Origin of the sequence: Janthinobacterium psychrotolerans (genome assembly GCF_001677885.1) — a bacterium.
GTDB lineage: Bacteria > Pseudomonadota > Gammaproteobacteria > Burkholderiales > Burkholderiaceae_D > Janthinobacterium > Janthinobacterium psychrotolerans.
On record NZ_LOCQ01000058.1, the window covers coordinates 16044 to 38841 of the forward strand.

Genomic DNA, 22798 nt, shown 5'->3' on the forward strand with positions numbered 1-22798 from the left:
GCGCGGCGGGCCAATCATCAAAAAGGTGAATTCGAATCAGTCGACCAGCACCGCACCGCCGCTCAGCAAGCCAGCGCGCGCCGATGGATCGGCTGCTTCGTACTGGGCGCGGGTAACTTGCTTGGCATTGCCGGCACCGCCGCCGCTGCCGCCAGTAGCACCGCCGCCAGATGCACCGGAACCTTTCAGGATCTGATCCTTGAACGGGCAGGCTTGCACCAGCTGCGCCAGGCCTTCATCGAAGTCGGCGATTTCGCCAGGACGGGTCGGCGAGAAAATCTTGTTGCCGGCGGCGTCGTATGGGACGGTTTTGCCGTCCTCGACTTTGAAGTTGTTGCCGAAATAAGCCTTGGCCATCTCTGGAGGGATGGCCAGGCGCAGCGGGTGCTTGTCGTCGGTGAACAGCTTCGAACCGGAGAAGCCGCCGCCGATCATGTGGGTATTCAGTTCGCTGGTGCGCTTTTCCAGCTGCGCGGTCAGTTCCTGCAGCTGCGTGGCACTCGCTTTGGCCTGCGCAGCGACCTGCTCTTGCGCAGTCTTGGCTGCCGCGTCTTGGATTTCCTTGACTTGGGCAGCTGTCTTCAGTTCGCCGGAACTGAGGCTCTTCACTGTGTTCAGCGCCGCCAGGGCGGCCACGCCATCTTCGATGCCGTCGAACGATTTCAGGCGCTGCTCGGCAGCCTCCTTCGCCTCGCGGTGCGTCTTGGCCTCGCCATTCAGGCGGGTAATGGTACCGAGCGTGGTATCCGCGTCGAATGGTGCTTCGGTACCGTTCGGGTGAATGAAGATCGGTAGCTTCTTCTCGCCGTCGATTGCGATGGTTCCGTCTGCGTTGAATTTAAATGGCATGGTCGTTCTTTCCGGGCATCCGCCCTATCGATGGCCTTCCGGCCGGTGCACCGCGTCGCGTCCGCTTGCGGCATAAAAAAAGCCGCCAGGTTGCCCGGGCGGCCTCAAGATCGTTAATGTTATCTTGCTTGAAATTACTTTATGGTCAGCGGCTCAAGGGTTGCGCTAATACTGAGCCATTCAGGAAACAGGAATCCCAAGGTGCTTTTCGCGCGGAACAACGTGCCGCGAATTCGCACGATACACTCTCCTGCCTCAACCTGTTTGCGAGCCCAGGTCACTTGGTCAATATCGCCTGTGACGTCAAAATGAAGGCGGCCATTTCCAAGCTCTACTTTAGAGAGCGCGGGTATATTGCCATTCAAACGCGTGCTTAACGATAAAAATTCGACATCAGCGGAAACTTCTGGCAACACCAGTTGCTCTACTGCTGCACGATTTAAAACTCGCGTCTGAGTGCTAACCTGCCCGCTAGAGGCGCGCGAGATCTGCTCGTTTAATTCACGCCACGCCTCGGCTGGCAGATTGCCCTCCGTTATATAGGAGCTTTGATAAGAGTTAGTGCGAAAGGTCTTACTATACTTATCGATCACTTCGCTGGATCGCCAAAGCTTCTCAGCACGTATGATAATCAACACGGCCCCACGATTTACAGCCGCTTCAGCTAAAGCAATTTGACCTTTTCGGCTTGGCAAGTTCAACCCCGCATCGTAATTCGTGCTCGCCCACGGATTAATTTGAAGCGCGGCAACGTTTGATGCAATAGTTTGCTCTCCATGTATCTCGCAGAGCTTTCGCAATCGCGGCCGCCACCAATCACGCATGCCGGAGGGGGCGCTTGGATGCATTCCGGCAAGTGGCCATCCGTCGACCTTAAAATGATGATCATCCACAGATGAATTTTCATCAAAACCTGGATTTGCTAAAAGCAAAACTACTGGACTGCTGTGGATATTGCCTTCGAATGGACTTGGTCCCATGCTTGTTTGCAAAGCATGATGCGGCTTCGCTTTCAAGTTATATCGTTCAACGGCAGCGATATCCTGCTCAATTATGTGATCAATCAATTTCGACTCTTTTGAAATGGATCAATTTAGCCAGTCCTCACAGCCAATTTGATAATTAAAAGCACATTTTAACTTATCGGGCGTACCTTGCCTGCAGTTCCTCCAGCGTCAGCTTTCGCCCCTTCAGGTTCATCAGGTCATTCAGCGTAATCTTGCCGGCCTCATACATCTCAGCACGGCCCGGGCCCAGGTATTCAGCACGCCACGCCGCGTCCTTGCTGGCCAGGAAGTCCTTGAAGTTCATCTTGCTACTGACCGGGCCGCTGTCGCTTGGGCGCGTACTTTCGCCCGGCTCGTCCAGCTCGATGCCCAGGTCTTTGAATGACTTGGCGCGAGTACTGAGCACGCAGCGGCAGCTGAAATGAATGGCGCCGGGCCCGCCCGCCCACTCGTGCGTATGGTTGATCGGCTCCTGCCCGTCCAGCGTGTATTCCTGCAGGTCCCGCATGGCGCACAGCAAACAGGTATGCGAATCCAGTGTCGACAGCCATACCAAGCACTCGATCAGGTCCGCGTTCTGCTGGAACGAGGCTAGGCGCGCAGCATTGGCCACAGCTTGCACCGAGCTGTGCACCAGCGCGCGCGCATTGGCTGCCGACGCCCTGAGAATGCCCTGCTCGCCCGGCGCCACAGGATCCGGTGCGGCGCCTGGCGGTTTGGCCGCTGGCTTGGCGGCCGGGTCGGCTGCCGGCGCACCAGGCTTCGCTGTCGGTCCGGCAGGCAGAGCATTTGGCGAGCCTGGCGCACCAGGTGCCCCAGGCGCTTTGCCTTTCGGTCCAGTTCCAGCATCTGGCGCCGCACTGCCCGGCTTGCTCAACGGCGGCGCGGCCTTCGGGTCCGGGATCGGCGGCGTGGCGGGCAGCGCAGGCTTGTCGGCCAGCGCATCAGCCGCCTTGGCGCTCTTGCCCAGCACGCGCGACACGATCTGCGACGTCGTTTCGCCCTGTGCAGCACCGAGCCGCACCTGGCTGGCGAAGCGGAATTGCGTATCCAGCGCCTGGCGCTTCCACCAGTCCGCCGACGGCGCGCCCTTGATGAGCGTGTCGCCGACCAGCTTTTCGAGGTAGTTTGCCGGTGGCAGCTTCGCGCCCAGCTCGATCTTGAGCGCCTGCGTCAGCACCTTGGCCGTGTAATCGGCCTCGATGCGCACCATGCCGGTCAAGTTGCGGGTCATTTCGGCCTGCATGCCGGTGTAGTGCGATGAGATCACGGCATTCGATTCGCGCAGCAGTGCGCCCAGGCGCTGCTTGCCATACGTCGATATCTCGCCCTCGTTCAGCTTGGCCGTGAGCTCCTTCGACATGGCAGCCATCAGCAGCAAGATTTTCTCTTGCGTGCCGGAGGAGAAGCGCAGCAGATTCAGGGAGTGCACGAGGAACATTTCAGCGATCCACTCTTCGAGCGCGCCCATTTATACCCCCACCAGGTCAGGCGGTGCCGACTGGATGCGCTCCTGCTCGTCTTCCCATTTCAGGTCAGGCGACAGGATACCGCGGCGCTGCAGCTCGTTGAAGTAGGTTTCGCCCGAGATACGGCCGTTGGCCACGCTCTTGAACAGCAGTTCCGCACTGGCTTCGGCCAAGGTGGCGGCGCCGAAGTCCTTGAAAATGGTGATGTGGCCGCCTTCCGGCTCATTGACCCATTCAGCCATCAGCTGCAGCGCTTGGTCGCCTGCGTCTTCCACGTTGCCCGCGATCTTCTGCAGCGCGCATGCGCCCTGTTCGTTGTCGGCCAGCGTCTGGCTCTCGGTCACATTCCCTGGCTTAATCACCAGCAGCTCGGCGCCGGCTTGACGCATCCGGTCTTCCAGATCGAGGATGGACATGCGCCCGGCATCGATTGCAGCGCCAGTGTGCTCCACAAACTTCAAGTCGCCTTCGGGCGAATCCGACTTGACCGCACTGCCGGCGCCGACCGTGATTCCACCCTCGCCCAGCATCCTGGCAAACAGGATCGGCACGCGCGCAACGTGCAGGATATTCTGCTGGTCGCTCTTGCTCTGCCAGTGCTCGATGTTGGTGTATGCCAGCTCCAGCAGCGGCGGCGTGGCCTGCATGTAGCCGAGGCGCTTGCCGTAGACCGGCACAAAGGGGATGATTTTCAGGCTGGTGATGCCCTCTTCATGCAGCGTCCACTCCTTTTTGCTGCCGGTTTCGACCTGGCGCCAGATCTGCCATGTGCCACGGCCCAGCACACGCACCTGCTCGACTTCCTTGGTGTCGAAGTCGCCGTTCGGCTCGGATACGCACTCCAGCAGGCGCAGCTGCGTCAGACCTTCCAAGCTGGTGGCGGTCTTCGGTAGCCAGCCCAGGATGTTCTGCACATGCACCTGAACAAAGTACGGGCGCACGCCAGCGGCCTCTTCGTCGGCCTTGGTCACCAGGTTGCCCGCCTTCGGGAAGTCAATCAGGATGCCCGAGAACCCATAGCCCATCGCCTCCTGGGTGATCTCCGACAGGAAGCTGTGCAGGTCGCGGCCGGCCAGGTCGACGTTTTGCAGCCAAGGCTTCAGGCGCTCCGGCACATCCTCGCCCAGCGTGACGGGCTTGCTGAATGGCTTGGCCGACAGCACATCGATGGTGCGGCCGTAGGCTGGGAACAACGTGGCCACGGCCAGGCGCAGCTTGTAGGTCTCGTCATCCTCGCCCGGCCACTGCGGCAAATACGTCTTGCCGGCGGCCCGCATGGCCTTGGTGCCGCCCAGCAGCGCGGCAACCAGGGCGCAATCCTCGTTCAGCTTCGCGGCTTCGGCTGATTGTTTGCGTACGGCGTCGGTCATGGAAATCCTTGTTGTTACATGCGCAGCGGCGCGGTGGTCGTCGTGCTCTTCACGATCGGGTAGCGCTTCACGAGGAAGTAGCCGTTCGCATCGTTCGGGTGGTCATGGCCAGACTTCTTGTCCGGCTGGCCGTCGGCGCCCCATACCTGCTGCTCCAGCGCCTCGGTGGTGGTCGGGCACTGGTCGGTATTGATCTTCCAGCGGCGCTCACCCTGGGCGTTCAGGATCATGCCGTTGTAGGCGTTGACCCGGTCCTTGACCGCAGGGTTTGAGTGGTTCACTTCGAGCAGGAAGCCCGCCTGGCGCAAAATGGACAGATCGGACTCGCTGGCGTTCTTGCTGCTGGTGTTCTGGCCGGAAGCATCCGGGAAAATCTTCACTTGGTGGCCCTTGTCCTTGAAGTCCTCCGTCAGGATCCTAGCCATGGCCGGCGTATCGCGCACTTTCACACGCTCGGCCAGTGTCATCGGCTGGCCCTCGCGAACCACGTTGATGCACGCCGTCATGTTCAGCACGTTGAAGTCGAGGCCCACCTGCAGCGGCTCACCAGGCAGAATGATCTGCGTCGTGCGGTTTTTGAAGCGGTCAAAGTCCGGATAAACCGAGCCGCTGGTCAAGTTCGTGAACTTGCCGCGCAAGTAGGCATCGATCAGCGCTGGCGGGTAGCTGGCCAGCAGCGACGGAATGTAGTCGGCGGGCAGATTGAGCTCGTTGTCGAACGTGCTCGCCTGAATCAGGCCATACAGCGTCGCCAGCTCGGGCTTGTCGCGCACCGCCTTCACGAACTGCTGGTAGACGAACTTAAAGCCTTCCGGCGTGGTCGTCACGTCGATGCCGTTGAGCAGGCCCGGCACGTTGTAGCGCATCCGCGCGATGATCTTGCGCCAGGCCGTTTGTGCCTTGAGCATCGGCATCACGTCCAGCTCATCGATCAGCGCGTGGCCGATCTTGAAGCCGACGATGGTTTCAGGCTTCTCCATAGAGCGGCAGATGACCGTGCCGCGATATAGCCGCCCCTCGTACACCTCGACCTCGTGATCTCCCTGCTTCACCTTGATGCGCAAGCCCATCGCATAGGCCACCTCCTCCATCGTGGGATAGAAGATGTCGCGGATCTGCGGATAGGTCGGCGCGAAGTAACCTTGGCTGATGCCTGGCCACTGCCAGAAATGCATGCAGATACCGACGCAGCCCACGAAGGTTTTGCCGGAGCCGAAACCCGCGACATAGGCCTTGTACTTATGGGGCAGGTTCAGGAAGGCAGCCTGCGGGATATTCAGGTCAAGCTGGATCATCGTTCTTTCGCGCCCCATCCTTGACGCCGATGATGATTTGCACGGGCGTCGGCAGCTGATCGCTCGGCTCGGCCTTGCCCTTGTTCACGTAGATATCGCCCACTTCCTTGGCGGCCTGCTCGTAGAGACTGGCCACCAGCGGCAAGTTGCGCATGTTCTCGGCCTTCTGTGCCAGTCGGGCCAGGCCGCGCAGGCGAAATGCCTTGCTGGCGATCGGGATTTCCTCGGCAGTGGCGCGGAACTTGGCGCGCGTTTCTTCGAAGATCGTTCGCCATTTCTGGCTGAGGTTGCGGCCGACATACGTGTTCGGGTCGTAGCAGGAAACTTGCTGGCGACTCACATCGAGGCCAAATTCTTCCTTTACTGCAACAGATACTTGCGTCGGCGAGTCGAAACAGGCCAGCGCTGTGACGACGTACAGCTTCACCTCGTCCTTGAGTGCGGCCATGTTTTAGTTTCCTGTAAAGCAACGTAAAGCCTACGCAGCCTTCAGCAAACAGGTTCCGCAAGCCCTCGCGATGTTGATTCTTGCCACTTCGGGTGGTGTCTTTGCTGCGTCGATCATGCGCTGCACGTCGTCGCTGGCGCCGTAGCGCCGGACCACGCCGATGAACTCCTCGACGTCGTGGCCGCGCATGCACAGCTTCGGCAATCCGTACTTGTTGAAGGCCGGCGCGCCGAAGTCATCCATCTCCTGGGCGATGTGATAAAGCTCGTGCTCGAGCAGCGCGCAGAATTCGGCGTCGCTGCAGGTCAGGCAATACGATGCGTCCAGGGTGATGAGGAAGTCCGGCACCACGCCGAACCAGTCGGCCATCTGCTGTTGCTGGCGGCCTTTCTGCCATGGCCCGCAGCGGAATGTCACTTCTTCGCACTGGCCCAGCACGGTGCGGCCTGTCTTCACGAAACCCTGGGGCGCCCACAAGAACTGCACGTCGGCATATTCCAAGTGGGCGTGGTTTTCGTTGTAGAGCGCGCCGCCTTCGGTGAGGATGGTTGCGCGCGCCCACTTGAGCACTTCGGGCGCGGGCAGGTAGCGGTTGTTCAGCGGGTCGGTGAATTCGGGTGGCGGTACCGGGCGGCCGGAGCCTGCTGGTGGTGCGCTGCGCGTCTTTTTCATCGAGAATCACTAGATGTAGTGTTTGAGGCCAGATTTTCGGGTGTTTTCCCGTGATTTTTGACACTTTCGGCTGGTGGTGCACTAAATGTGGTGTCTACCGCGCGCCGTCGACGTCGAGCATCACGGGCGGCATCGTTGCACCCGCCACCCACAGCCGGACGGCACCGCCGGCATTCAGCACAGCCAGTTCGTCAACATCAGGCCGCCAATAGGACAGCACGGCCGGCAGGTCGCCGACATGCGTGTGCGTGACCGGCAGCGCGTTGCATGGCAGCTCGCCTTGATCCCATCCTACAGGCGCGCCGAGCACGCCGTTGTTCGAAGGGTGTTGAATTTTATCCATGGCAATAGAGTGAACAAAGTTTGATAAAAATCAACGCCTAAATATTTCCGTGAGGCACTATATTAATTTCCCGCAAAGAACTATATGGACCTCGACACTCGCTCCAACGGCGCACCAGCGCTACCCCTACTCTCTCGGCCAGACACCGTAACCGAGCAGATAATTGAAACCGCCGTGCGGATGATTATGGAAGTTGGCTTGACCGCAGCTGAGGACTATTTGCGTAATCATGGAGTGAGCATAAAAACGTCCTTGCGGGTGCTGAGCCACAACCCCTTAGTGCGCCGAAGGCCGCGATAGATTACTGAACCTGGTGTCACCGCCCGTGCCAAGCAGGGCCGCGATGAATTGCGGTGGAGCCTCTTGGCCATGATGCGTCGGTGACTGTGCCCGTTTTTCAAAGCCCTGCCACTGGAGCGCGCTGGCAGTCGCAAGTGTCAGCTGGTCCAGGCGTGCAGCGCCGGCTTGATCATGGCCCACAGCCAGGGCCAGGTCAGCAGGACGACCGCGACGATGGCGCCGCCGATCAGCGAGCCCAGGCACAGAAGGGTGATGATCATGGAGCGGAAGTCGATATCGAACATGCAGCACCTCAAATAGAAAAGCCGCCAGCGCAGTGATGCGGTCGGCGGCGAAACCCGGCGTGCCGGGCAAGGAGAATTGAAGAGAGATGTTGGACTTATTGCGTTATAATTAAATTATTACTTAAACAACCAAATACGACGATGACACAAGAAGAAATGAATAATCTGCTACTCGAAAATGTAGCCTTGATCTCGGACGTTGTCACGTCTTTAGGTGAGACGATTAAGGAGCAGGCGCAGTCTATAGCCGCACTTGAAGGAAGACTGGATGCACGCAGCGCACTACCTGACCTGTTTTCACTAGCTCTTTTTAACCAGTTATCATCGACTTTCCCTGAGTTGCCAGAAGAGTTGCTGCGCGTCCTGAGAAACTTTTCCGAGCAGCCGGAAATCAGTTCCGAGTGGAAGGAAACGGCAAATGCTCTCATCAACATCGTTGGTGCCAACACGAATAACAGTGAACCAGACCAATCGGCGCGAAACCTTACCCTAGTGTATAGCAGCGAGAAAACGTAATCCTTATCGACACGGATCTAGAGCTCGATGTTGGCGTTGTCACAATTAGTCGCGCTGCGAATCAAGCATGCGTTGGAATTGCCGCGCCATGTTGGCGTCAAGTTGGTCGATGATGTCCTGCAGCGTGGGCGGCTCGACCTCCACCATGTCGGCGACGATGGCAGTCAATTCCTGTGGCGTGCGGCGGCAAATGAACGACTTTGCTACGGCCATCATTGCCTCGCTACGTGGCCAGAAAATAAAAAAGCCCGAATCGCGTGAGCGTCGGGCTTGACTTGCTCCAACGACTATAGCGCGTGGTGAGCGGCAAATTCAAGACGAGCAGATACGGCGCTGGGTCCGGGTGCTGTCGCTAGTTCCAGCTATCGGTGGCGCCAGGCGCACATTACGATTTCCGGAAGATTTTTCTTGAATAAGAGCCTGCATTATACAACGAAATAGTGTTTGTAAACACAGGCGCGCTACATTTCTCGCTACCGGTCACCACCGCGCAACAGGCCGGAGGCGCGGCCCGAGTGGCTGTCGGCAATGGCGCTCAATTCGGACACCATGTCCTTGACGCGCTCCAACTCCAGGCCGGCCGTGCCGTGAATCGCGGCGGTACCCGAACCCTTGCAGCTGGTACAGATGCCGTTACCCAGCAGCGCCTTGACGCCGGTGCCGCTGCAGCCTTTGCAGGTGCTGTCGAGCCAGTGCGCCAGTGACTTCTCGGCAACACGGCGATACAGCGCTTGCGCAGCGGCAGCATCCCAGGCCGTGTTTGCTGGCACCCAGCGGCGCGCTTGACCACGCCGGATCACCTCAGCCGTCCAGATGCGCAGCAGTTGCGCCAGGTTGCCTGCGTTGCCTTCGAACTGCCGCATAAGCGTGCCATCCGCGTACTTCACGCGGCAAAGCAGCGCGCCGATATTACCGGCAAGTGCTGCGGCGGCCAGCGGCTCGGTCTGGTGGTGCAGCGCATCGTCCAGCAGGTTGGTCGATCCGATTGAAGCGATGTAGCGGTCAGGAAATCCCATGGGTGCCTTTCAGTTGTTGTCCAATGTTAACACCCATTTCACCCAGTTCCAGTTCGAAATAGTGTTTCCTGTGATGATTTTTCATACCCTCAATACCCCTGTTTTGTTGAACTCGCGGATCGCCGCCAGTGAAGCTCGGGAAATGTCGAAATTCGACACGCTACGCAGGAAAACCATCGTTTTGCCAATGCCATCGCGAAGCAGTCGCATCTCGTCGCCATTGACGCCAAAGGTGCCGGTGCGCTTGGCTCGCGCCTGGATTTCAGCGATCGCCTCGACCATGGCCTGTGCCACCGGCAGGATCTCGTGGCCGTCCGGCGCCGTTCGCCGCGTCAAGTCGGCGTTGCTCAGCAGGTCGTAGACGTGCTGCTCCTGGAAGTGGCCCTTACCCATCGCTTCACTCGCCTGAAAGCCCGGCATTTCGAAGGCTATGTCCTTGCGCAGGCCAGCCGGCAGCACGGCTGGCTTCTGCACGTACCGCTTGCGCGGCTTCTTGTTTGCACCCATCAGAATTCCTCCATCTTCCAGCCGCCACCCGCCTTCTTCGGCAGCGCCTGCACGGCGACGAAACGCAGCGGGTACATATCGGCCGCGATCTTGATCTTCGCGCGCGCGTCGTCCTGCCAGTGGCCTTTGACTTCGTGCGCCTCCAGCGCGCCGCCGGCCAGCAGCACGGCAAAATCTGGCGTGTAAAACGTGTTGTCGGCCAGGCGGAATTTCAGACCCTCGAACTTGTACCAGGCCACCTCGCCGGCGGCCTTGCGCAGCTCTAGCGTCCTCGCGTAGGCAGCCTCGGTCTGGTTCATGGCGCCGACCTTGAGGCGGCCCAGCGCCTGCAAGCCACGGGCCATCATGAGCAGCCAACCAGTTCGGTGACCGCGCGCACAACGGCCGCACGTGCAGCCTCATCGGGGGTACTGAAGTCGCCCAGCAGCACGGGGAACTTCCCGTACATGTCGCTTCGATTGATGATCGCCACCACATCTTGTCCGTCATGCGACCACTCCAGATCGACGCGGTGCTCGACGACCAGCAGGCCGGCCGCCGCCCAGTCGCTCATCCAGTCCGGTACCAGCGCCTGGCCACGGCTCTCTGCCGCGCCCGCCGGCGGCGTGCCGACCAGGGCGCCGCCTACTTCGGCAATGTTGGTCCAGCCAAGCAGCTCGGCCAGGCGTTTGTTTGCTGCGATTTTATTTTCGTGATTTTTCATTTGAAGCCTTTTGAGCCGTTTTTTTGATTGCGGATGACCTCGGGTAGCGGGCCGCTATCGTTCGTCGCGTGGCGGCCCGGCACGTGAGCGCGGCGCAGTATTTGCCGTGGATCAGCAGCCTGCATTTCGGCGCGCGGATCGATTTGGCGCACGCGATCGTTCGTCGCACGCTTGAATTCGATGTCAGCCAGACGCTGTTGCTCGACGGCCGCCAGGCGGGCCGTTTCCTTGGCGGCGGCCGCCTCCACCTGCATCTGCTTGATCCTCGCCAGCTGCGCGCGTGCCGCGTCGTCCGGCGTTGAGTCTTTCTTTCCCGCCAGCAGGCCTGCCACGGCCGGCGCCGGCAGCAGTCCCGCCCTCACCGCGCTATCCAGCACCTCGACGTGCCGGGTCTTGTCCCAGCCCACCGATGCCACCCACTCGGCCGGCCGGCGGGCCAGGCGCGCCGCCGCAACGATGCGCTCGTACGCTTCCAGAAACGGCTTGCGCGCGCTGATGGCGCCGCTGGAGTCGAGCACCGGCCGGCAGATCCGAAACGCCTCGGCGATCTCGGTCGTCCAGACCACGCTGGCCATTTCGTCCTGGCTGGTCAGCGCGATGGCCCAGGCCTCCTCCGCCCCTGGCCGGCCGTCCATGAGCTTGCAGCGCTTGGCGATGCCGGCCGGTACCGGAGCAAACTCACCGTTTTCGTCTTGGTAGGCCTGCATGGCAGCCTGCACCGTGCGCAGCGGGTAAGGCTCAAGGTTAGCCTGCCAAGCGCGCACCATGGCGGGCTCGGGAAGCGACTTGCCGTAGGCGGCTAGCGTCTCGGCCAGCAGCTGCATGAAGCGCGGCGTGTCGGCGGCGTTCATGCGGGCACCATGTCGATGATGTCGCCGGCCGGCGTGGCCGTGCCCAGCAGCTCACGCATGACCCGCTCATTCGTCTGCTCGATCGTCTCGCTGCCGGCGCTTGCACGGGCCTGGCCGGCATCGTTGCGGATGAAGCGATCGATGTGATCAGCATCGCGCAGGATCAGGTCCAAGCCATTGAACTTCGTGTTGCGGTCGTTCTGGCCCATGTTGTGCGGCGTCTTCGAGCAGCCACGAATGGCCCTGCAGATGTCGGCCGGAGAATAATTTTTGAGCGCCTTGGCGATCAGGCGCTTTCGTTTGCTGTCCAAGGCCGACTTTGGCGAATCCATGACTTTTTGCCAAAACGCGAAAATCGTTTTCACGGGGTCGAGCTGGGCTTGCTCGACAAGGGGGTTTTTCTTCTGCTCTTGTTCCTGTTCTTGTTCCTGTTCCTGTTCTTGGCTTCGAAGGGGCTTGCAAGGGGCTTCGGAGGGGCTACCGAAATCCCGCATGTTTTTCATGTGGAAGAAGGCGGCATATTTCTCGTAGAAGCGTCGCAGATGCTCACTCTCCGGCAGATCGTTGTAATCGTTTTGAATGCCGATGCAGCGCTTGTCGTCCGGCTTCAGTTGGTCGGCGATCTGGTACGCGGCCATTTCGTAAACCCAAACCACCTCAGCTTCGTGGTCGTAGGCGCAAAACCCGGCTTCAATGGCTCCTCGAAGCCCCTTCGAAGCCCCTTCCATGCCCAGGCCAGTCTCATGAGCGATGGTGACGATCGACAGGTAATACAGGCCGAGCATGTTGGACGTAGGTGCTGACATCAGGTACATACCGACGACCAGCGATTCCATGCCCTGCTTGCGCAGAGCCTTGCCGGTCTTGCCGATCCAGAATTTAGGGCTGACCTTTGCATAGTCACGCATGACCGCCCTCCTGCGCGCGCGCTGCGCCGAACAGTGCGGCCGCCAACGGCTCACCTTCCAGGCGCGGCTGTGTAGCGATCAGATGCGCCCACGTCTCGCCTGCAAGCACCTTTTCTACGGTGCGTACGTGCACGCCCATGCGCGCGGCCAGCGCCTCATTGCTCAAGTTGTCGCGGATGTGGGCGCGCAGGTCCTGGCGCTTTTCCTGCGCCGAGCGAATCTCGCGCACTTGGTCATCCGTCAGTTTCGTTTGCGGGAGCGCCTGGCCGCGCGGCGCGAACTCATACGCGCGCATCAGATAGTCATCACGATTCATGGCGGCTCTCACGATTCACGCTCCGCATCCAGCGCCTCAAAGTCAAACAGCGTAGGCATACTCACCTCGCGCTCCATCGCCTGGCAGTAATGCACCTGGTCGGTGAAATATGCCGGGTTCAGTTCACTGCCGGCGCCGCGGCGGCCCAGCTTCATCGCGCGCACGGGCACGGTACCCAGGCCACAGAACGGGTCGTAGATCACCTCGCCCGGGTTGCTATAGCGGCCGATGAGGCGGTCCACGATATCGATCTGGAATGGGCAAACGTGCTTTTCGACCGCGCGCGCCGACTGCTCGCCGTTCAGGGTGCGCATGCGCACGATGTCGTGCCACACGGCCGGGTCGGCGCTGCCCGGTGCCAGGCTGAGGTAATCCGCCGGCAAGGCCTTCCCGGCCAGCAGCGCCTCGCCCACCTCGACGTGGTATTCGTAGTTGTAGACGTTGTCGAGCGACATGCTGGTGAACAGCTTCGCCAGTTTGCCCGGGCCGAAACTGGCCAGCTCGGCCGCGCCCAGCAGGCGATCGCCACTGGAGCGCCAGAACGCATGCGCGTCGACCTGCCAGCGCGCCACGCTGTAGCCGGTACCGGGAATCGGCGCGGCCTTGCGATCAAACGGGATCCGGGTGCCAGCATCGTCCAGACACATCGGCTTGGCCTTGGTGACTGGCACATCGGCATAGCCGCGCGAGCGGTCCGTCTGCGGCTTGTGGAACAGTAGGATGTATTCCGGCGAGCCGACGCCCATCTTTGTGCCGTCCTTGCACACCTCGGAATAGCCCAGGCGGTAGGTCTGGTTGTTCTCGCGCACCACGTCGGTCACCACGGTGATCATGCCCATGTAGTCGAAGCCGTGCTTGATGCCGTGGAAGATCGCCTCGGCATGGAACGGGCTGACCGTTGGGATGCCGGCGCCGGTGACGTTGCCAAAGTTGATTCGGTCTTTGACGTGGCAGGCGTAGATGCGGCCCGGCTGCAGGATGCGCAGCAGCTCGGGCGTAAGAAAGTCCATCTGCGCCCAGAAGTGATCGTTGTCCTGCGTGTGGCCGAAGTCGTTGTAGCTCGGCGTGTATTCGTAATGGTTGGCGAATGGAACGCTGGTGATGATCATGCCGACCGAGTTGGTAGGCTGCTGCATCGCTTCGAGCACGCAATCGTTATTAGCCACCGAGAACCGCTCACCGGCCACCACGGCGCGCTCGACGCCGATGGTGCGCGCCAGCGAATCCTGCATGGACAGCTGGTCCAGGCCATAGTTGCGGATGATCTTGCCCATCGTTTCCTGCATTTCGTCGTGGCGGCGCCACTTCTCCATCAGGTCAGCCAGTACCTTGCGCTCTACCTCCGTGTGGATGATGTCGATGCGCACGGGGTGCCGCTGCTGGAAGCGCTGGACGCGGTGGACGGCCTGGATAAAATCGTTGAACTTGAACCCGATGCCCGCGAAAATCTCACGGTGGCAGTGCACCTGGAAGTTGCAGCCGCTACCGGCGATGATCGGCTTGGTCGACAGATCCTTGATCTTGCCGTCACTGAAGTCGGCGATGCGCTGCTCGCGCTGGTCCAGGTCCTGCGTACCCCACACGCTGACCACGCCGGGCACGGCCGCCTGGATGGCGTGGCGCTCATCCTCCAGGTCGTGCCAGATCAGGAAGTGATCATCAGGATCCGCAGCCATGATCTCGGCCACCTTGGCGACGCGCGCGGTCATGCTGTCGCGCTTCTCGCCGGCGGCGGCCGACAGGCCCATGGCCACGTTCGGGATCAGCAGGCCCTGGCCGTTCTTCTCGGCGCCGGCCGTGCTGTAATTGCTCGGCACCTCGTGAAAGCGCACATCGAGCGCTGGCAGGTCGTAGCCTTCGTCCGAATGGCCTAGGTCGCTGGGGCGCTGGATGAAAACGGCCCAGCTGGCCACCCAGAGCCAGAATTCCTGTTCCTTGTGCGGGTACAGCGTCAGGTTGCCGGCCTTCTCGCTGTCACGCTGGAAGAAGCGCGTCAGGGCCTGGCCGGTGTCCATCACACCCAGGAAGCCGGCATAGTGGATCAGTTCCTTGAAACGGTTCGGCGAAGGCGTGGCCGTGTAGACGAACTTGAACTCGACCTGCTCGAATAGCGGCAGGAACTCCTGATAGGTCTTGCTGCCGTAGCTGCGCAGCACGCTGGCCTCGTCCAGGCCGACGGCGCGGAACTTGCGCACGTCGATCTTGCCTTCGCGCACCGATTCGTAGTTCGTCAGGTAGACGACGTCCTGGCCGTCGATCTCGGCATCCGTGCGGATGAAGCGCACTTGCACCTCGTACTCGCCGGTGAATCGCTTGGCGGCCTCGCGGATGAACTCCTGGCGCACGCCCAGCGGCAGCACGATCAGGCGCAGGCCTGGCCGGTGGATGCCGATCTGGCGCATCACTTCCAGGTTGGTGCTGGTCTTGTGCAGGCCGAACGAGGCGAAGATGGCGCGCTGGCCGCCGGCCAAGGCCCAGCGCACGATGTCGCGGGTGTGCGGCTTGAGGCCGGGGTGGATATCAGCCAGCGGCACGTCGAAACCCTTGCGCTGCGCCAGCTTGATCTTGGCGCGCAGGAATTCGCTGTACGCGGCTTCTTTCAGGTGTTTTTGCTCTTGCGGGCTAAATGCGCTCATGGGTGTTCCAATGTAGGTGGTGTGGTGACAGGCGCTGCTGCAGCGTCCCGCTGTTCAAATAAGAGTTGCGCGCACTCATCCATCAGCTCGGCCTGCGTGCCGTAGCGCGTTTCGAAGCGGGCCTTCCATGGATGAACCGCAATCAGGGTTTTATCTTCGCCGGTGCCGTCCTGGTGGTGACCGGCGCAAAGCGGCAGCACGAGCTGGTGGCAGCCAGGCTTCGTGCGGCCGTCGACGTGATGGATGCTGACGTGCGTATTGAAATTGCCGTCTTTCTTGCAGGCGACGCAGCCCAGCGCGGCCAGGCGGGACCACAGCAGCTTTTCGGCGGCCGTGACGGTGCGCTCCTTCGACTTCAAGCCGGCCTTGCGCTTCGGCGCCGTGCGCTGGTGTACCTGCACGGAGAGTATGCCGGTGCTGGACATGGGTGAGGCGCGCTTGAGTTTTGACACTTCGCGCTCCTCGATGCGCTCGCCGCGCGCGAAGGCCGTTCGTTTCAGGCCGGCGCCCGGTTTAATGGATGAGCGTTTCATTTCCCACCGCCAATACTCAACGTGTTACCATTCCGCCAACTTAAATTGGAGGCGGAATGGCTTGGTACGATAAGTGGGCAGTCATGGTTATCGCCGCCGCCATTGGCATGGCCGGATATAACGGCATTCCCTGGTGCAAAATGGGCGTGGCCGAGTGGGCGTACTGGGTTGGTGCGATTGGGACCGTGTGCACCCTTATAGGAACCATTTGGCTTGCAACGGTTGAGTCTAGACGTCGCCGCAAGGAGCAACTCTCTCTTGCAATCGTTATGGCAATCGAATGGTCCTTCCGTCTCAGATTCATACAGGCAACGTTGAAAAGTATTATGAATACTTTGGATGTTGAGCCTGGGGATTTTAATCTGCCGGACTATAACCAATGCGCTAAAGCGCTTGAGTCTATCGGTAGTTGGACTAGCGCAGACGTAGCGCCGCTTGTGGTTGCCGAACGTGATATAGCAACAAATCTCATGGTAGCTTCTAGCAATTTGCTTGGCAGTATCCCGATGATTAGAGTGCTCGACGAAGCTGTAACGCGGGGTGTTATCCTGCATACTTCCGACGCTGACAAAGCAGTCACCAATAGGCTCGCATTCGCCCATGAAGGATTGAGTGACGCGGCACGCGAACTTGTAAAGTTTTTGCTTGAACACGGTGCAATCACTGAAAACTGATGCGTTGTGATAGTCGGTCATTTGCAGGCGCTGGGTGCCGGCTAAGAAAATATCTGCTTGGCTCATGTTGACTTTCCGATCATCGTCACAACACGGCGCGCCGCGCCCAGCCGGCGGCGCGCGACCTTGCGCTCTTGAATTGCGTTGTGGGCGGCGAGGCAATGCGGGCATGCGCTAATGATTTCCAGCGCGTCGCTCGGCTCCATCCATTCCTTGTGCATGCCATGGCCGCTGTCGTTCTCGACGTTTTCGGAGGCGTAGGCCTGCGACAGATGTGTAGCTGGCCCTCTGTCGTTGAATTCAACAGGGTCTTTCATCATCGGGCATGCGCTCAGGCTGTCGCCGATGACCTTGCTGATGCGCTTGACCTCGCCGGCTGCGGCTACCAACTCCCGACAGGCGGCCAGCGCGCGCTGTTCGGGTGCAGGCAAGTCGGCAGGCGACGCCACAGCGCGCCGGCGCGCCCGGGCCGCCAGCTTGGCGCGAACCCGGTGATATCGATCGGCATCCTGATGCATGGTGCAAGTTTCCGGGGCGACGTCACGCCCGTTGCCGGGCGAGCAGTCGCAAAACCTGCTCAAGATGGCGGCAGCCTCGGCATTGCACGCGGCAGCCAGAGATAGCCAGCGGCGCCGGCCGCCGTGGAATACAGTTGCGGTCGAAATTTTAATGGTCACGATTCATCCTCCATCGCGCGCTTGATGCCAGCGCCATCGAGGCCAGCCGCCTTGCAACCCAAGCGGGTGGCGTGGAAGTACGTCATTTCGTTGGCAGCACGGCCGGCCGTGGCCAGGCCGGCGACCACCAGGCGCTGCATGGCCTCGTGCGTCTGTCCGCCGCCGGCGGCATAGTAGTTACGCCAGCCCCACTTCGATTTCGGGTATTGCTTCACGGCGCCCAGCATGTGCTGGAGCTTGGCGAAGTCGCCAGGCATGATTGCGTCGCGGATGGCGGCCAGCGCGCAGGCGGCGCATTTGCCGTGCTGGGATAGTTGTTTGGCGGTGCTGGCATTGCCGCAGGCGCAGATCTTGCGGATCAGGGAAAAGTCGGGCGCGGCCTGGTTCGCCAAGTGGTGGCGTGTGGTCTGAGCGGGATTGGCGATCATGATATGATGTGCCTTTGATAAGGAGATTTCCATGCAGGAACAGGAAGAGCCGTCCGCAATAAGGATCAGAGGTATAGGCAAGGCCACGGTGACTGGGAATATAACCAACGGAAAGAAAATTCTTGATGCTGAAGACGTACAGGATCTTGATGTTCGCGAGAACATTTCTTTGCATGCTTTTACAGCTGGAACTGGGAAGCCTTGGTATAAAGAAATTGGGATTGGGACGGTAACTGCCGTCTTAGCCGGCGTTATTCTTATAGGTCTTTCATGGCTGGGCCTTAAGTAATTCACGCAACCCTCGCAATCTCGCGCTCATGCGCGAAGTTGGCGAGGATCAGTGCCTTGGCCATGGGCGGGCAGACTGAATTGCCGCACATGCGTACTTGGGCCGACTTCGTCAGTTTCAGGCCTTGTGTCGGATCGTCGCCAATGATGTAATCGTCGGGGAAGCCCTGGGCGCGGAACAACTCACGCGGCTGCAGCATGCGCAGGCCGATATCCACAATCTGATAATCCTGACCCTGGATCGTGACCAGGCCGAAGCGGTCGCGGCTCGTGACCGTATTGAGCGGATCGGTAAGGCTGTGCGTCTCGCTGGCGCCGTAGTAGGCCAGCAGGAATGAGCGCACCTCGGCGTGGTGCTGGCCACCGGCGCTGACCGTGCCCAGCGGCTCGTCGGTACCGGCTGCCGTGCTGGTGCCGCGCAGTTTGATCATGTTGCTGGTGATCAGCGCCGACTTGCCGCCACCGCCGGCTGTGACCGTGCCAAGCGGCGCATCAGAGGCGTGGCCGACGCTGGCGCCCATGTCGCGCTGGATGTGTGCTGTGACGATGCCCATGGCATTGCCGGTACCGGGCCGGGCGTGCGGTCCACCGGCCGTGACCGTGTGTATTGGCTCATCGAGGGCGCTGCCGGTGGCGCCGGTGCGGAACTTCGTGATGTGCGCCGACACCATCGAGAAATGCCCGCCCTTGACCTGGGCGCAGATCGTGCGCAGCGGCGCGTCGACCGGCATCACACGCTGTGTGCTCGCATTGGCGTGCTCGGTCAAGAAAGCCGTCACCAGACTGTGGTGGTCGCATGCAGTGACCGTGCCGATAGGGTCGGCCAGGTCGGAGCCGACCACGCCCGTGTAATGCTTGGCCAGGAATGCGGTGGCCACCGCTTTGTTGCCGCTGGCCGTCACAGTGCCCAGCGGAGCCTCGACGTGGTGCGCACCGGTGCCCCAGCGCTTCACGCCGCTTGGCGATACTTCGCCGTGCGCGGCGTCGATCAGCACGGCGGAAACCAGTGCTTGGTTGCCGGCAGCGGTGATCGTCGGTACCGGCATGTCGACGCCGGCGCCGGGGTGGCCAGTGGTATTGGTCATGACGAAAGGCGCAATATCTACTTCGACCGGCAGCTTTTCCTTGTCGAACCAGCGTTTTACGCCGGCATGGATCAGTGCAGCAGATACCAGCGCGTGTTTGCTTTCGCCGACAACGGTGCCCAGCGGCTTCTCGATGTTAAGCGCGCGCGGAGCCTGGCCCTCGCGCTCGCCATATCCAACCTGCACCAGCGTGGCCACGCCCAGCGCCTTCTCACCGCGGTGCGCGCCGGTGATGGTGCGGAATGGCTCGTCGATCGATTCCGTGCGATCGCCACCTTGGTGCGTGACCGGGACGATGGTCGGCAGCACGACAGCACGATGGTTTTCAGTGGTCAGCGTGCCGAAGGGCTGGTTTGCCGACACAGGCTTGCCGCCGTACACCGGGCCGCCCTGGCCAACGATGAACGGATCCGCCGCGTCGACCACATACCGCATAATCCCCTTGGCGATGCGGCGCAGTGTGGCCGGCGCCAGCGGCCGGTCGCGCTCGAAGATCGACGGGCATGGCAGGCTGAAATCGATGCACTCGGCCGCCGTTCTGTACGGCCTCAGCTTGCCGGCGCGCACCCCGATGCTGTCCGGCGCGCCATGAGTTGGCTCCGGCCACTTGATGGTAATGCCGTCGCGGCGCGCCACCAGGAAGAAACGCTTGCGGATGGTTGGCGTGTCATGGTCGCAGCCGCGCATTTCGCGGTAGTCGACGGTGTAGCCGTGCGCGCGCAGCTGGCGAATGAAGCTGTCGAAGGTCTTGCCCTTCTTCTCCGGGTCAGGCTTCGCGCTGCCGTCGGCGGCGATCAGCAGCGGACCCCACGTTTTGAATTCCTCGACGTTCTCCAGCATGATCACGCGCGGCTTGCACTTCGCCGCCCAGCGCAACGTCACCCAGGCCAGACCGCGAATCTTCTTCTCGACCGGCTTGCCGCCCTTGGCCTTGCTGAAATGCTTGCAGTCGGGCGACAGCCAGACCAGGCCCACCGGCCGGTTGTTTGTGACCTTGATCGGGTCGACGTCCCACACGCTCTCGCACAGGTGCGTAGTGTGCGGGTGGTTTGCCGCGTGCATAGCCAGCGCCTCGGGATCGTGGTTGATGGCGATATCGACCGGGCGGCCGAACGCCTGCTCCAGACCGGTGCTGGTTCCGCCACCACCGGCAAAATTATCTATTATCAATTCGCTACCAAGATCGAGCGACAAGGTGAAGAGGTCGCGCTTCATGGGTGCACCTCGCCAGCCGGCCCGAACAGCGCGGCCACCAGCGGATCGCGCATCGCCGGGTAGCGGTTGATGCGGACTGCGAAATGGGTATCGTCTGCCATGATATGGAAACTGCGGCCAGGCAGCACAGGCAGCGCGCGCACTGGTGGAGCCGGGATGCGCGGCTGGTGCTTGTCTTGCTCGATCTGACCCAGGAACTCGCTCACGAGCAGCGGGTCGCTCACCAGGCGGTAGCAGGCCTTGCCCAAGTAGGTCGCTGTGCCGTCAGCGTAGCGCGCCAGCACCGCCACGCCAGCAGCGCGCAGGTCAGCGATGTATTTGCGTGCGCCGGATGGCGACATTTTGAGATAGGCGCAGATATCGTCGGCCTGCATTTCGCGGGCGGCCAGTTCTGCGACCAGGCTTTTGAGGTTGGCAGTGCGCTGCTCGGTCATGCTGGTGCAGCGAGTGCGCATAGCTGGGGCGGTCATGGATGCACCGCCGTGAGGGCAATCAGTGCGCGCTGGCGCGCCGAATAAGTTGGTCGGCTATTCACAAGGCCACCTCGCCCAGCACCGAGTCGCGCCATTTCACCTGCTGGATCGGTGCGCCGCTGCCGTGCGCCTTGCCCGTGTCGAACACCACAGCATGAGCGCGCCCTTTCGCCGTCGGTACCCAGTGGCCGGCAATCTGCTCTTGCAGGCCTGCCTGGGCCAGCAGCTGGTTGAAGTCCTTGGCGCTTTTGACAAAGCGGCGGCCCATTTCCGTGGGCGTGAAGCAAATATCTTGTTCGGGCGTGGCCAGGTGCGTGCGCTCCATCAGCTGCAGCATGTTGACGCCGGTCAGCGCCGCCGTGCCTTGGTTCGCGCTGATCGCCGCGGCATTCTTGTCCAGGCCGATCAGGCGCGCGATGCCGAAGATGGCGCGGAATTCCTTGGCGGGCGAGATTGCGCTGGGCTTCGGTGCGGCGGCCGGCGCCGGGGTAGCGACCAAAGCATCGAAGGTCCGGATCACCTGCAGGTGGAACTTTGCGCTGATCCACATGGCATAAGCGTAGACCAGCTCCTTGCATACGTAGGTGCCGCCGTTGCGGCCCGGCGTGGTCACGGTCGTGAAACTCTGCTCCGGCGCAGAGTTTAATTCCGCCTCCAGGTCTTGGGTTTCCGAACGGCGGAAGAAGAACGCGGGCTGATGCCGACTCTCGGCGCCGGCGGCTTTGTGCAGATCGTTGAGGCAAAAACGCCCCACGCTGTCCACCGCGATGATGGTATCGGCGATGGTGATGCCTTTGTGTTGTACAATCGGTGTCATAAATTCTTTCGCGAATTTTGATGTTTCAAGGAAGCCCGCCTGCCAGCGGGCTTTTTTATTGGTCGGCCAGCAACTCGGCCAGCATTGCGCTGTAGTGCGCCCGCGCGCGAACATGGCCAGGGTCCGGATCGTGTGGCCGGACGTAATCCGGATTCGGCTCGACCAGGTCGTGCTGCTGCGCGCCCTGCCCGGCCTGCGCCAGCGCGCCACCATCCGGCTGCATGGTCTTCCAGGTCAAACCGCCACCTCTGGCGCGGCCGGCGTGGCGATCGCCTTCAATTCGCGGATTGCGATATCGGTCACTTCGTGCATGCGGATCAGCAGCGTGGCGCCTACCGGCAGGCGGCCATGGCGGATCTTGCTGATGACTGGCGGCGCCACTTCGAGCGCGCGCGACAGCGCCGCATCATTCTTGAGGCCCAACTTCGCCATCACGGCGTCGAGCAGCTGGCAGTTGCCGGCGGCGTTGCCCAGCGCCTGGCTCTGGGAATGGATGGGGGGTTTGCGACATGTCATGCTCCTGATTGATGGTGGATAAATCGGCCGCCAAGCGGCCGTGTGATGCTGTAGTTGTCGGGTGCAGGCCCAGTTACGGCGGCTCGCGGCGCGGCACTTCAAATTTCCGCGCCACCCTGTCTGTGGCATCGCGCCATTTCTGGCGCGCTTCCTTGTGTGCGGCCTTCGCCGCGCTCTCGCCCTCCCCGTCCTTCGCGCCCTGTAGGTCTTTCTCTGCCTGGCGGTAAATCATGGAGCGCTGGAAAACGAGCTCTTTTTCCTCGGCCGTGACCTCGGGTTGTTTATTCAATAGCCGCCTCCATGCCGTTAAACCCGCATCCGAACGACGCGCGGGACGACGCCGAAGCTGGGACGCTGCGCCTGGAGTGGGCCCAGCTTTTCCCGCGATTTGGGTCTATTCCCGCCCGAGAACGGCGGCGTATCATTTCGTTTCGGCCGGGTGTCGTGGTGGTCACGGATGATCACGATGGTGCATTCGTTCAGCACGTCGCTGATCGACTTGCCCTTGGCCGCGCAGGCGGCTTGCAGGGCATCCTTGTTCTCTTCCGTGATGTAACTCTTGACGAGCGCGGTGCGTTTTTGTTTCAACTTCATGGTTTCTC

The 22798-nt window shown here is 61.2% G+C and carries 31 protein-coding genes; 3 read left to right on the forward strand and 28 right to left on the reverse strand.

From position 1 onward, the window contains the following. Nucleotides 1-36: 36 nt before the first annotated feature. The 9 genes from ASR47_RS16845 to ASR47_RS28185 all read right to left on the reverse strand — a co-directional run bounded on the left by ASR47_RS16845 (nt 37) and on the right by ASR47_RS28185 (nt 8013). The gene (locus ASR47_RS16845; protein ID WP_065308958.1) at nt 37-849 is read right to left on the reverse strand and encodes a DUF6651 domain-containing protein; all 813 of its coding nucleotides are present in this window, start codon (nt 847-849) and stop codon (nt 37-39) included. A gap of 134 nt (nt 850-983) precedes the next feature. Beyond that, nucleotides 984-1916, reverse strand: coding sequence for a hypothetical protein (locus ASR47_RS27100; protein WP_150127846.1), 933 nt, complete (start codon nt 1914-1916; stop codon nt 984-986). A 73-nt stretch (nt 1917-1989) separates the two neighbouring features. Further along, a complete protein-coding gene (locus ASR47_RS16850) occupies nt 1990-3327 on the reverse strand; it encodes a structural protein (protein ID WP_065308959.1) in 1338 nt (445 codons plus the stop codon). Continuing rightward, nucleotides 3328-4695 carry a DUF4055 domain-containing protein gene (locus tag ASR47_RS16855; RefSeq protein WP_065308960.1) on the reverse strand — a complete coding sequence of 456 codons (1368 nt, stop codon included), beginning with the start codon at nt 4693-4695 and terminating at the stop codon, nt 3328-3330. 14 nt (nt 4696-4709) lie between these two features. Then, complete coding sequence (locus tag ASR47_RS16860; protein WP_065308961.1) at nt 4710-5990, reverse strand: terminase large subunit domain-containing protein; 1281 nt, start codon at nt 5988-5990, stop codon at nt 4710-4712. Continuing rightward, nucleotides 5977-6438 (reverse strand): DUF2280 domain-containing protein, encoded by a 462-nt coding sequence (locus tag ASR47_RS16865; protein WP_065308962.1) that lies wholly within the window; start codon nt 6436-6438, stop codon nt 5977-5979. The genes ASR47_RS16860 and ASR47_RS16865 overlap by 14 nt, the downstream gene beginning before the upstream one ends. A 30-nt stretch (nt 6439-6468) precedes the next feature. Next, entirely contained in the window at nt 6469-7110 is a 642-nt protein-coding gene (locus tag ASR47_RS16870; RefSeq protein WP_065308963.1) for a putative metallopeptidase, read from the reverse strand. Nucleotides 7111-7204: 94 nt separating this feature from the next. Then, nucleotides 7205-7453 carry a hypothetical protein gene (locus ASR47_RS16875; protein WP_065308964.1) on the reverse strand — a complete coding sequence of 83 codons (249 nt, stop codon included), beginning with the start codon at nt 7451-7453 and terminating at the stop codon, nt 7205-7207. Nucleotides 7454-7890: 437 nt separating this feature from the next. Then, nucleotides 7891-8013 (reverse strand): hypothetical protein, encoded by a 123-nt coding sequence (locus tag ASR47_RS28185; RefSeq protein WP_281218450.1) that lies wholly within the window; start codon nt 8011-8013, stop codon nt 7891-7893. 165 nt (nt 8014-8178) lie between these two features. On the opposite strand from ASR47_RS28185, the gene ASR47_RS16880 reads away from it, so the two are divergent. Beyond that, complete coding sequence (locus ASR47_RS16880) at nt 8179-8553, forward strand: hypothetical protein (RefSeq protein ID WP_150127847.1); 375 nt, start codon at nt 8179-8181, stop codon at nt 8551-8553. A gap of 45 nt (nt 8554-8598) precedes the next feature. On the opposite strand, the gene ASR47_RS27485 is transcribed toward ASR47_RS16880, so the two are convergent. The 10 genes from ASR47_RS27485 to ASR47_RS16925 all read right to left on the reverse strand — a co-directional run bounded on the left by ASR47_RS27485 (nt 8599) and on the right by ASR47_RS16925 (nt 16023). Beyond that, nucleotides 8599-8769, reverse strand: a complete 171-nt coding sequence (locus ASR47_RS27485) for a hypothetical protein (RefSeq protein WP_171898975.1) — start codon at nt 8767-8769, stop codon at nt 8599-8601. 257 nt (nt 8770-9026) lie between these two features. After that, nucleotides 9027-9569, reverse strand: a complete 543-nt coding sequence (locus ASR47_RS16885) for a hypothetical protein (RefSeq protein WP_065308966.1) — start codon at nt 9567-9569, stop codon at nt 9027-9029. 81 nt (nt 9570-9650) lie between these two features. Next, nucleotides 9651-10076, reverse strand: a complete 426-nt coding sequence (locus ASR47_RS16890) for a hypothetical protein (RefSeq protein WP_065308967.1) — start codon at nt 10074-10076, stop codon at nt 9651-9653. Further along, nucleotides 10076-10423, reverse strand: coding sequence for a PDDEXK family nuclease (locus tag ASR47_RS16895; RefSeq protein WP_245714382.1), 348 nt, complete (start codon nt 10421-10423; stop codon nt 10076-10078). Before ASR47_RS16895 ends, ASR47_RS16890 begins: the two co-directional genes overlap by 1 nt. Next, nucleotides 10420-10779 carry a hypothetical protein gene (locus tag ASR47_RS16900; protein ID WP_065308968.1) on the reverse strand — a complete coding sequence of 120 codons (360 nt, stop codon included), beginning with the start codon at nt 10777-10779 and terminating at the stop codon, nt 10420-10422. The genes ASR47_RS16895 and ASR47_RS16900 overlap by 4 nt, the downstream gene beginning before the upstream one ends. Next, nucleotides 10776-11630 carry a hypothetical protein gene (locus tag ASR47_RS16905; RefSeq protein WP_065308969.1) on the reverse strand — a complete coding sequence of 285 codons (855 nt, stop codon included), beginning with the start codon at nt 11628-11630 and terminating at the stop codon, nt 10776-10778. Before ASR47_RS16905 ends, ASR47_RS16900 begins: the two co-directional genes overlap by 4 nt. Next, complete coding sequence (locus tag ASR47_RS16910; RefSeq protein ID WP_065308970.1) at nt 11627-12538, reverse strand: hypothetical protein; 912 nt, start codon at nt 12536-12538, stop codon at nt 11627-11629. Before ASR47_RS16910 ends, ASR47_RS16905 begins: the two co-directional genes overlap by 4 nt. After that, nucleotides 12531-12854 (reverse strand): hypothetical protein, encoded by a 324-nt coding sequence (locus ASR47_RS16915; RefSeq protein ID WP_065308971.1) that lies wholly within the window; start codon nt 12852-12854, stop codon nt 12531-12533. The genes ASR47_RS16910 and ASR47_RS16915 overlap by 8 nt, the downstream gene beginning before the upstream one ends. An 8-nt stretch (nt 12855-12862) precedes the next feature. Next, nucleotides 12863-15490 carry a DNA methyltransferase gene (locus ASR47_RS16920; RefSeq protein ID WP_065308972.1) on the reverse strand — a complete coding sequence of 876 codons (2628 nt, stop codon included), beginning with the start codon at nt 15488-15490 and terminating at the stop codon, nt 12863-12865. Then, nucleotides 15487-16023 (reverse strand): Ref family recombination enhancement nuclease, encoded by a 537-nt coding sequence (locus ASR47_RS16925; protein WP_245714383.1) that lies wholly within the window; start codon nt 16021-16023, stop codon nt 15487-15489. Before ASR47_RS16925 ends, ASR47_RS16920 begins: the two co-directional genes overlap by 4 nt. A gap of 56 nt (nt 16024-16079) precedes the next feature. Here ASR47_RS16925 and ASR47_RS16930 point away from each other — a divergent pair, with 56 nt between their 5' ends. Beyond that, on the forward strand, nt 16080-16697 hold the full coding sequence (locus ASR47_RS16930) for a hypothetical protein (RefSeq protein WP_065308973.1): 618 nt from the start codon (nt 16080-16082) through the stop codon (nt 16695-16697). A 62-nt stretch (nt 16698-16759) separates the two neighbouring features. On the opposite strand, the gene ASR47_RS16935 is transcribed toward ASR47_RS16930, so the two are convergent. Together ASR47_RS16935 and ASR47_RS16940 are read right to left on the reverse strand one after the other, a co-directional pair. Next, entirely contained in the window at nt 16760-17374 is a 615-nt protein-coding gene (locus ASR47_RS16935) for a hypothetical protein (RefSeq protein ID WP_065308974.1), read from the reverse strand. Beyond that, entirely contained in the window at nt 17371-17802 is a 432-nt protein-coding gene (locus tag ASR47_RS16940) for a hypothetical protein (RefSeq protein ID WP_065308975.1), read from the reverse strand. The genes ASR47_RS16935 and ASR47_RS16940 overlap by 4 nt, the downstream gene beginning before the upstream one ends. Nucleotides 17803-17833: 31 nt before the next feature. Here ASR47_RS16940 and ASR47_RS16945 point away from each other — a divergent pair, with 31 nt between their 5' ends. Further along, the gene (locus ASR47_RS16945) at nt 17834-18091 is read left to right on the forward strand and encodes a hypothetical protein (protein ID WP_065308976.1); all 258 of its coding nucleotides are present in this window, start codon (nt 17834-17836) and stop codon (nt 18089-18091) included. A 1-nt stretch (nt 18092) separates the two neighbouring features. Here the strand turns inward: ASR47_RS16945 and ASR47_RS27960 are convergent, their stop codons facing one another. From ASR47_RS27960 to ASR47_RS16980, 7 genes are all read right to left on the reverse strand, one after another. Next, the gene (locus ASR47_RS27960) at nt 18093-20390 is read right to left on the reverse strand and encodes a DNA cytosine methyltransferase (protein ID WP_245714384.1); all 2298 of its coding nucleotides are present in this window, start codon (nt 20388-20390) and stop codon (nt 18093-18095) included. Continuing rightward, the gene (locus ASR47_RS16955; RefSeq protein WP_245714385.1) at nt 20387-20824 is read right to left on the reverse strand and encodes a helix-turn-helix domain-containing protein; all 438 of its coding nucleotides are present in this window, start codon (nt 20822-20824) and stop codon (nt 20387-20389) included. Before ASR47_RS16955 ends, ASR47_RS27960 begins: the two co-directional genes overlap by 4 nt. A gap of 97 nt (nt 20825-20921) precedes the next feature. Continuing rightward, on the reverse strand, nt 20922-21794 hold the full coding sequence (locus ASR47_RS16960; protein WP_217270583.1) for a KilA-N domain-containing protein: 873 nt from the start codon (nt 21792-21794) through the stop codon (nt 20922-20924). Beyond that, nucleotides 21736-21903, reverse strand: a complete 168-nt coding sequence (locus ASR47_RS27490) for a hypothetical protein (RefSeq protein WP_171898976.1) — start codon at nt 21901-21903, stop codon at nt 21736-21738. The genes ASR47_RS16960 and ASR47_RS27490 overlap by 59 nt, the downstream gene beginning before the upstream one ends. 11 nt (nt 21904-21914) lie before the next feature. Beyond that, nucleotides 21915-22115 carry a hypothetical protein gene (locus tag ASR47_RS16970; RefSeq protein WP_425402740.1) on the reverse strand — a complete coding sequence of 67 codons (201 nt, stop codon included), beginning with the start codon at nt 22113-22115 and terminating at the stop codon, nt 21915-21917. A gap of 154 nt (nt 22116-22269) precedes the next feature. After that, nucleotides 22270-22485 (reverse strand): hypothetical protein, encoded by a 216-nt coding sequence (locus ASR47_RS16975; RefSeq protein ID WP_065308979.1) that lies wholly within the window; start codon nt 22483-22485, stop codon nt 22270-22272. A gap of 17 nt (nt 22486-22502) precedes the next feature. Beyond that, a complete protein-coding gene (locus ASR47_RS16980) occupies nt 22503-22790 on the reverse strand; it encodes a hypothetical protein (protein ID WP_065308980.1) in 288 nt (95 codons plus the stop codon). Between the last annotated feature and the right edge of the window lie 8 nt (nt 22791-22798).

Excerpts from the sequence above, each read along its gene's own strand:
- ASR47_RS16900 (WP_065308968.1), bottom strand. The coding sequence starts at position 10,779 with ATGAAAAATCACGAAAATAAAATCGCAGCAAACAAACGCCTGGCCGAG.
- ASR47_RS16930 (WP_065308973.1), top strand. The coding sequence starts at position 16,080 with ATGGCTTGGTACGATAAGTGGGCAGTCATGGTTATCGCCGCCGCCATT.
- ASR47_RS16880 (WP_150127847.1), top strand. The coding sequence starts at position 8,179 with ATGACACAAGAAGAAATGAATAATCTGCTACTCGAAAATGTAGCCTTG.
- ASR47_RS16945 (WP_065308976.1), top strand. The coding sequence starts at position 17,834 with ATGCAGGAACAGGAAGAGCCGTCCGCAATAAGGATCAGAGGTATAGGC.
- ASR47_RS16860 (WP_065308961.1), bottom strand. The coding sequence starts at position 5,990 with ATGATCCAGCTTGACCTGAATATCCCGCAGGCTGCCTTCCTGAACCTG.
- ASR47_RS16845 (WP_065308958.1), bottom strand. The coding sequence starts at position 849 with ATGCCATTTAAATTCAACGCAGACGGAACCATCGCAATCGACGGCGAG.
- ASR47_RS16960 (WP_217270583.1), bottom strand. The coding sequence starts at position 21,794 with ATGTTCGCGCGCGGGCGCACTACAGCGCAATGCTGGCCGAGTTGCTGG.
- ASR47_RS16910 (WP_065308970.1), bottom strand. The coding sequence starts at position 12,538 with ATGCGTGACTATGCAAAGGTCAGCCCTAAATTCTGGATCGGCAAGACC.
- ASR47_RS16870 (WP_065308963.1), bottom strand. The coding sequence starts at position 7,110 with ATGAAAAAGACGCGCAGCGCACCACCAGCAGGCTCCGGCCGCCCGGTA.
- ASR47_RS16925 (WP_245714383.1), bottom strand. The coding sequence starts at position 16,023 with ATGAAACGCTCATCCATTAAACCGGGCGCCGGCCTGAAACGAACGGCC.
- ASR47_RS27490 (WP_171898976.1), bottom strand. The coding sequence starts at position 21,903 with ATGCAGCCGGATGGTGGCGCGCTGGCGCAGGCCGGGCAGGGCGCGCAG.
- ASR47_RS16920 (WP_065308972.1), bottom strand. The coding sequence starts at position 15,490 with ATGAGCGCATTTAGCCCGCAAGAGCAAAAACACCTGAAAGAAGCCGCG.
- ASR47_RS16885 (WP_065308966.1), bottom strand. The coding sequence starts at position 9,569 with ATGGGATTTCCTGACCGCTACATCGCTTCAATCGGATCGACCAACCTG.
- ASR47_RS16955 (WP_245714385.1), bottom strand. The coding sequence starts at position 20,824 with ATGACCGAGCAGCGCACTGCCAACCTCAAAAGCCTGGTCGCAGAACTG.
- ASR47_RS27485 (WP_171898975.1), bottom strand. The coding sequence starts at position 8,769 with ATGATGGCCGTAGCAAAGTCGTTCATTTGCCGCCGCACGCCACAGGAA.
- ASR47_RS16865 (WP_065308962.1), bottom strand. The coding sequence starts at position 6,438 with ATGGCCGCACTCAAGGACGAGGTGAAGCTGTACGTCGTCACAGCGCTG.
- ASR47_RS16915 (WP_065308971.1), bottom strand. The coding sequence starts at position 12,854 with ATGAATCGTGATGACTATCTGATGCGCGCGTATGAGTTCGCGCCGCGC.
- ASR47_RS16855 (WP_065308960.1), bottom strand. The coding sequence starts at position 4,695 with ATGACCGACGCCGTACGCAAACAATCAGCCGAAGCCGCGAAGCTGAAC.
- ASR47_RS16905 (WP_065308969.1), bottom strand. The coding sequence starts at position 11,630 with ATGAACGCCGCCGACACGCCGCGCTTCATGCAGCTGCTGGCCGAGACG.
- ASR47_RS16850 (WP_065308959.1), bottom strand. The coding sequence starts at position 3,327 with ATGGGCGCGCTCGAAGAGTGGATCGCTGAAATGTTCCTCGTGCACTCC.
- ASR47_RS16980 (WP_065308980.1), bottom strand. The coding sequence starts at position 22,790 with ATGAAGTTGAAACAAAAACGCACCGCGCTCGTCAAGAGTTACATCACG.
- ASR47_RS16895 (WP_245714382.1), bottom strand. The coding sequence starts at position 10,423 with ATGATGGCCCGTGGCTTGCAGGCGCTGGGCCGCCTCAAGGTCGGCGCC.
- ASR47_RS16890 (WP_065308967.1), bottom strand. The coding sequence starts at position 10,076 with ATGGGTGCAAACAAGAAGCCGCGCAAGCGGTACGTGCAGAAGCCAGCC.
- ASR47_RS16940 (WP_065308975.1), bottom strand. The coding sequence starts at position 17,802 with ATGATCGCCAATCCCGCTCAGACCACACGCCACCACTTGGCGAACCAG.
- ASR47_RS16875 (WP_065308964.1), bottom strand. The coding sequence starts at position 7,453 with ATGGATAAAATTCAACACCCTTCGAACAACGGCGTGCTCGGCGCGCCT.
- ASR47_RS28185 (WP_281218450.1), bottom strand. The coding sequence starts at position 8,013 with ATGATCATCACCCTTCTGTGCCTGGGCTCGCTGATCGGCGGCGCCATC.
- ASR47_RS27960 (WP_245714384.1), bottom strand. The coding sequence starts at position 20,390 with ATGAAGCGCGACCTCTTCACCTTGTCGCTCGATCTTGGTAGCGAATTG.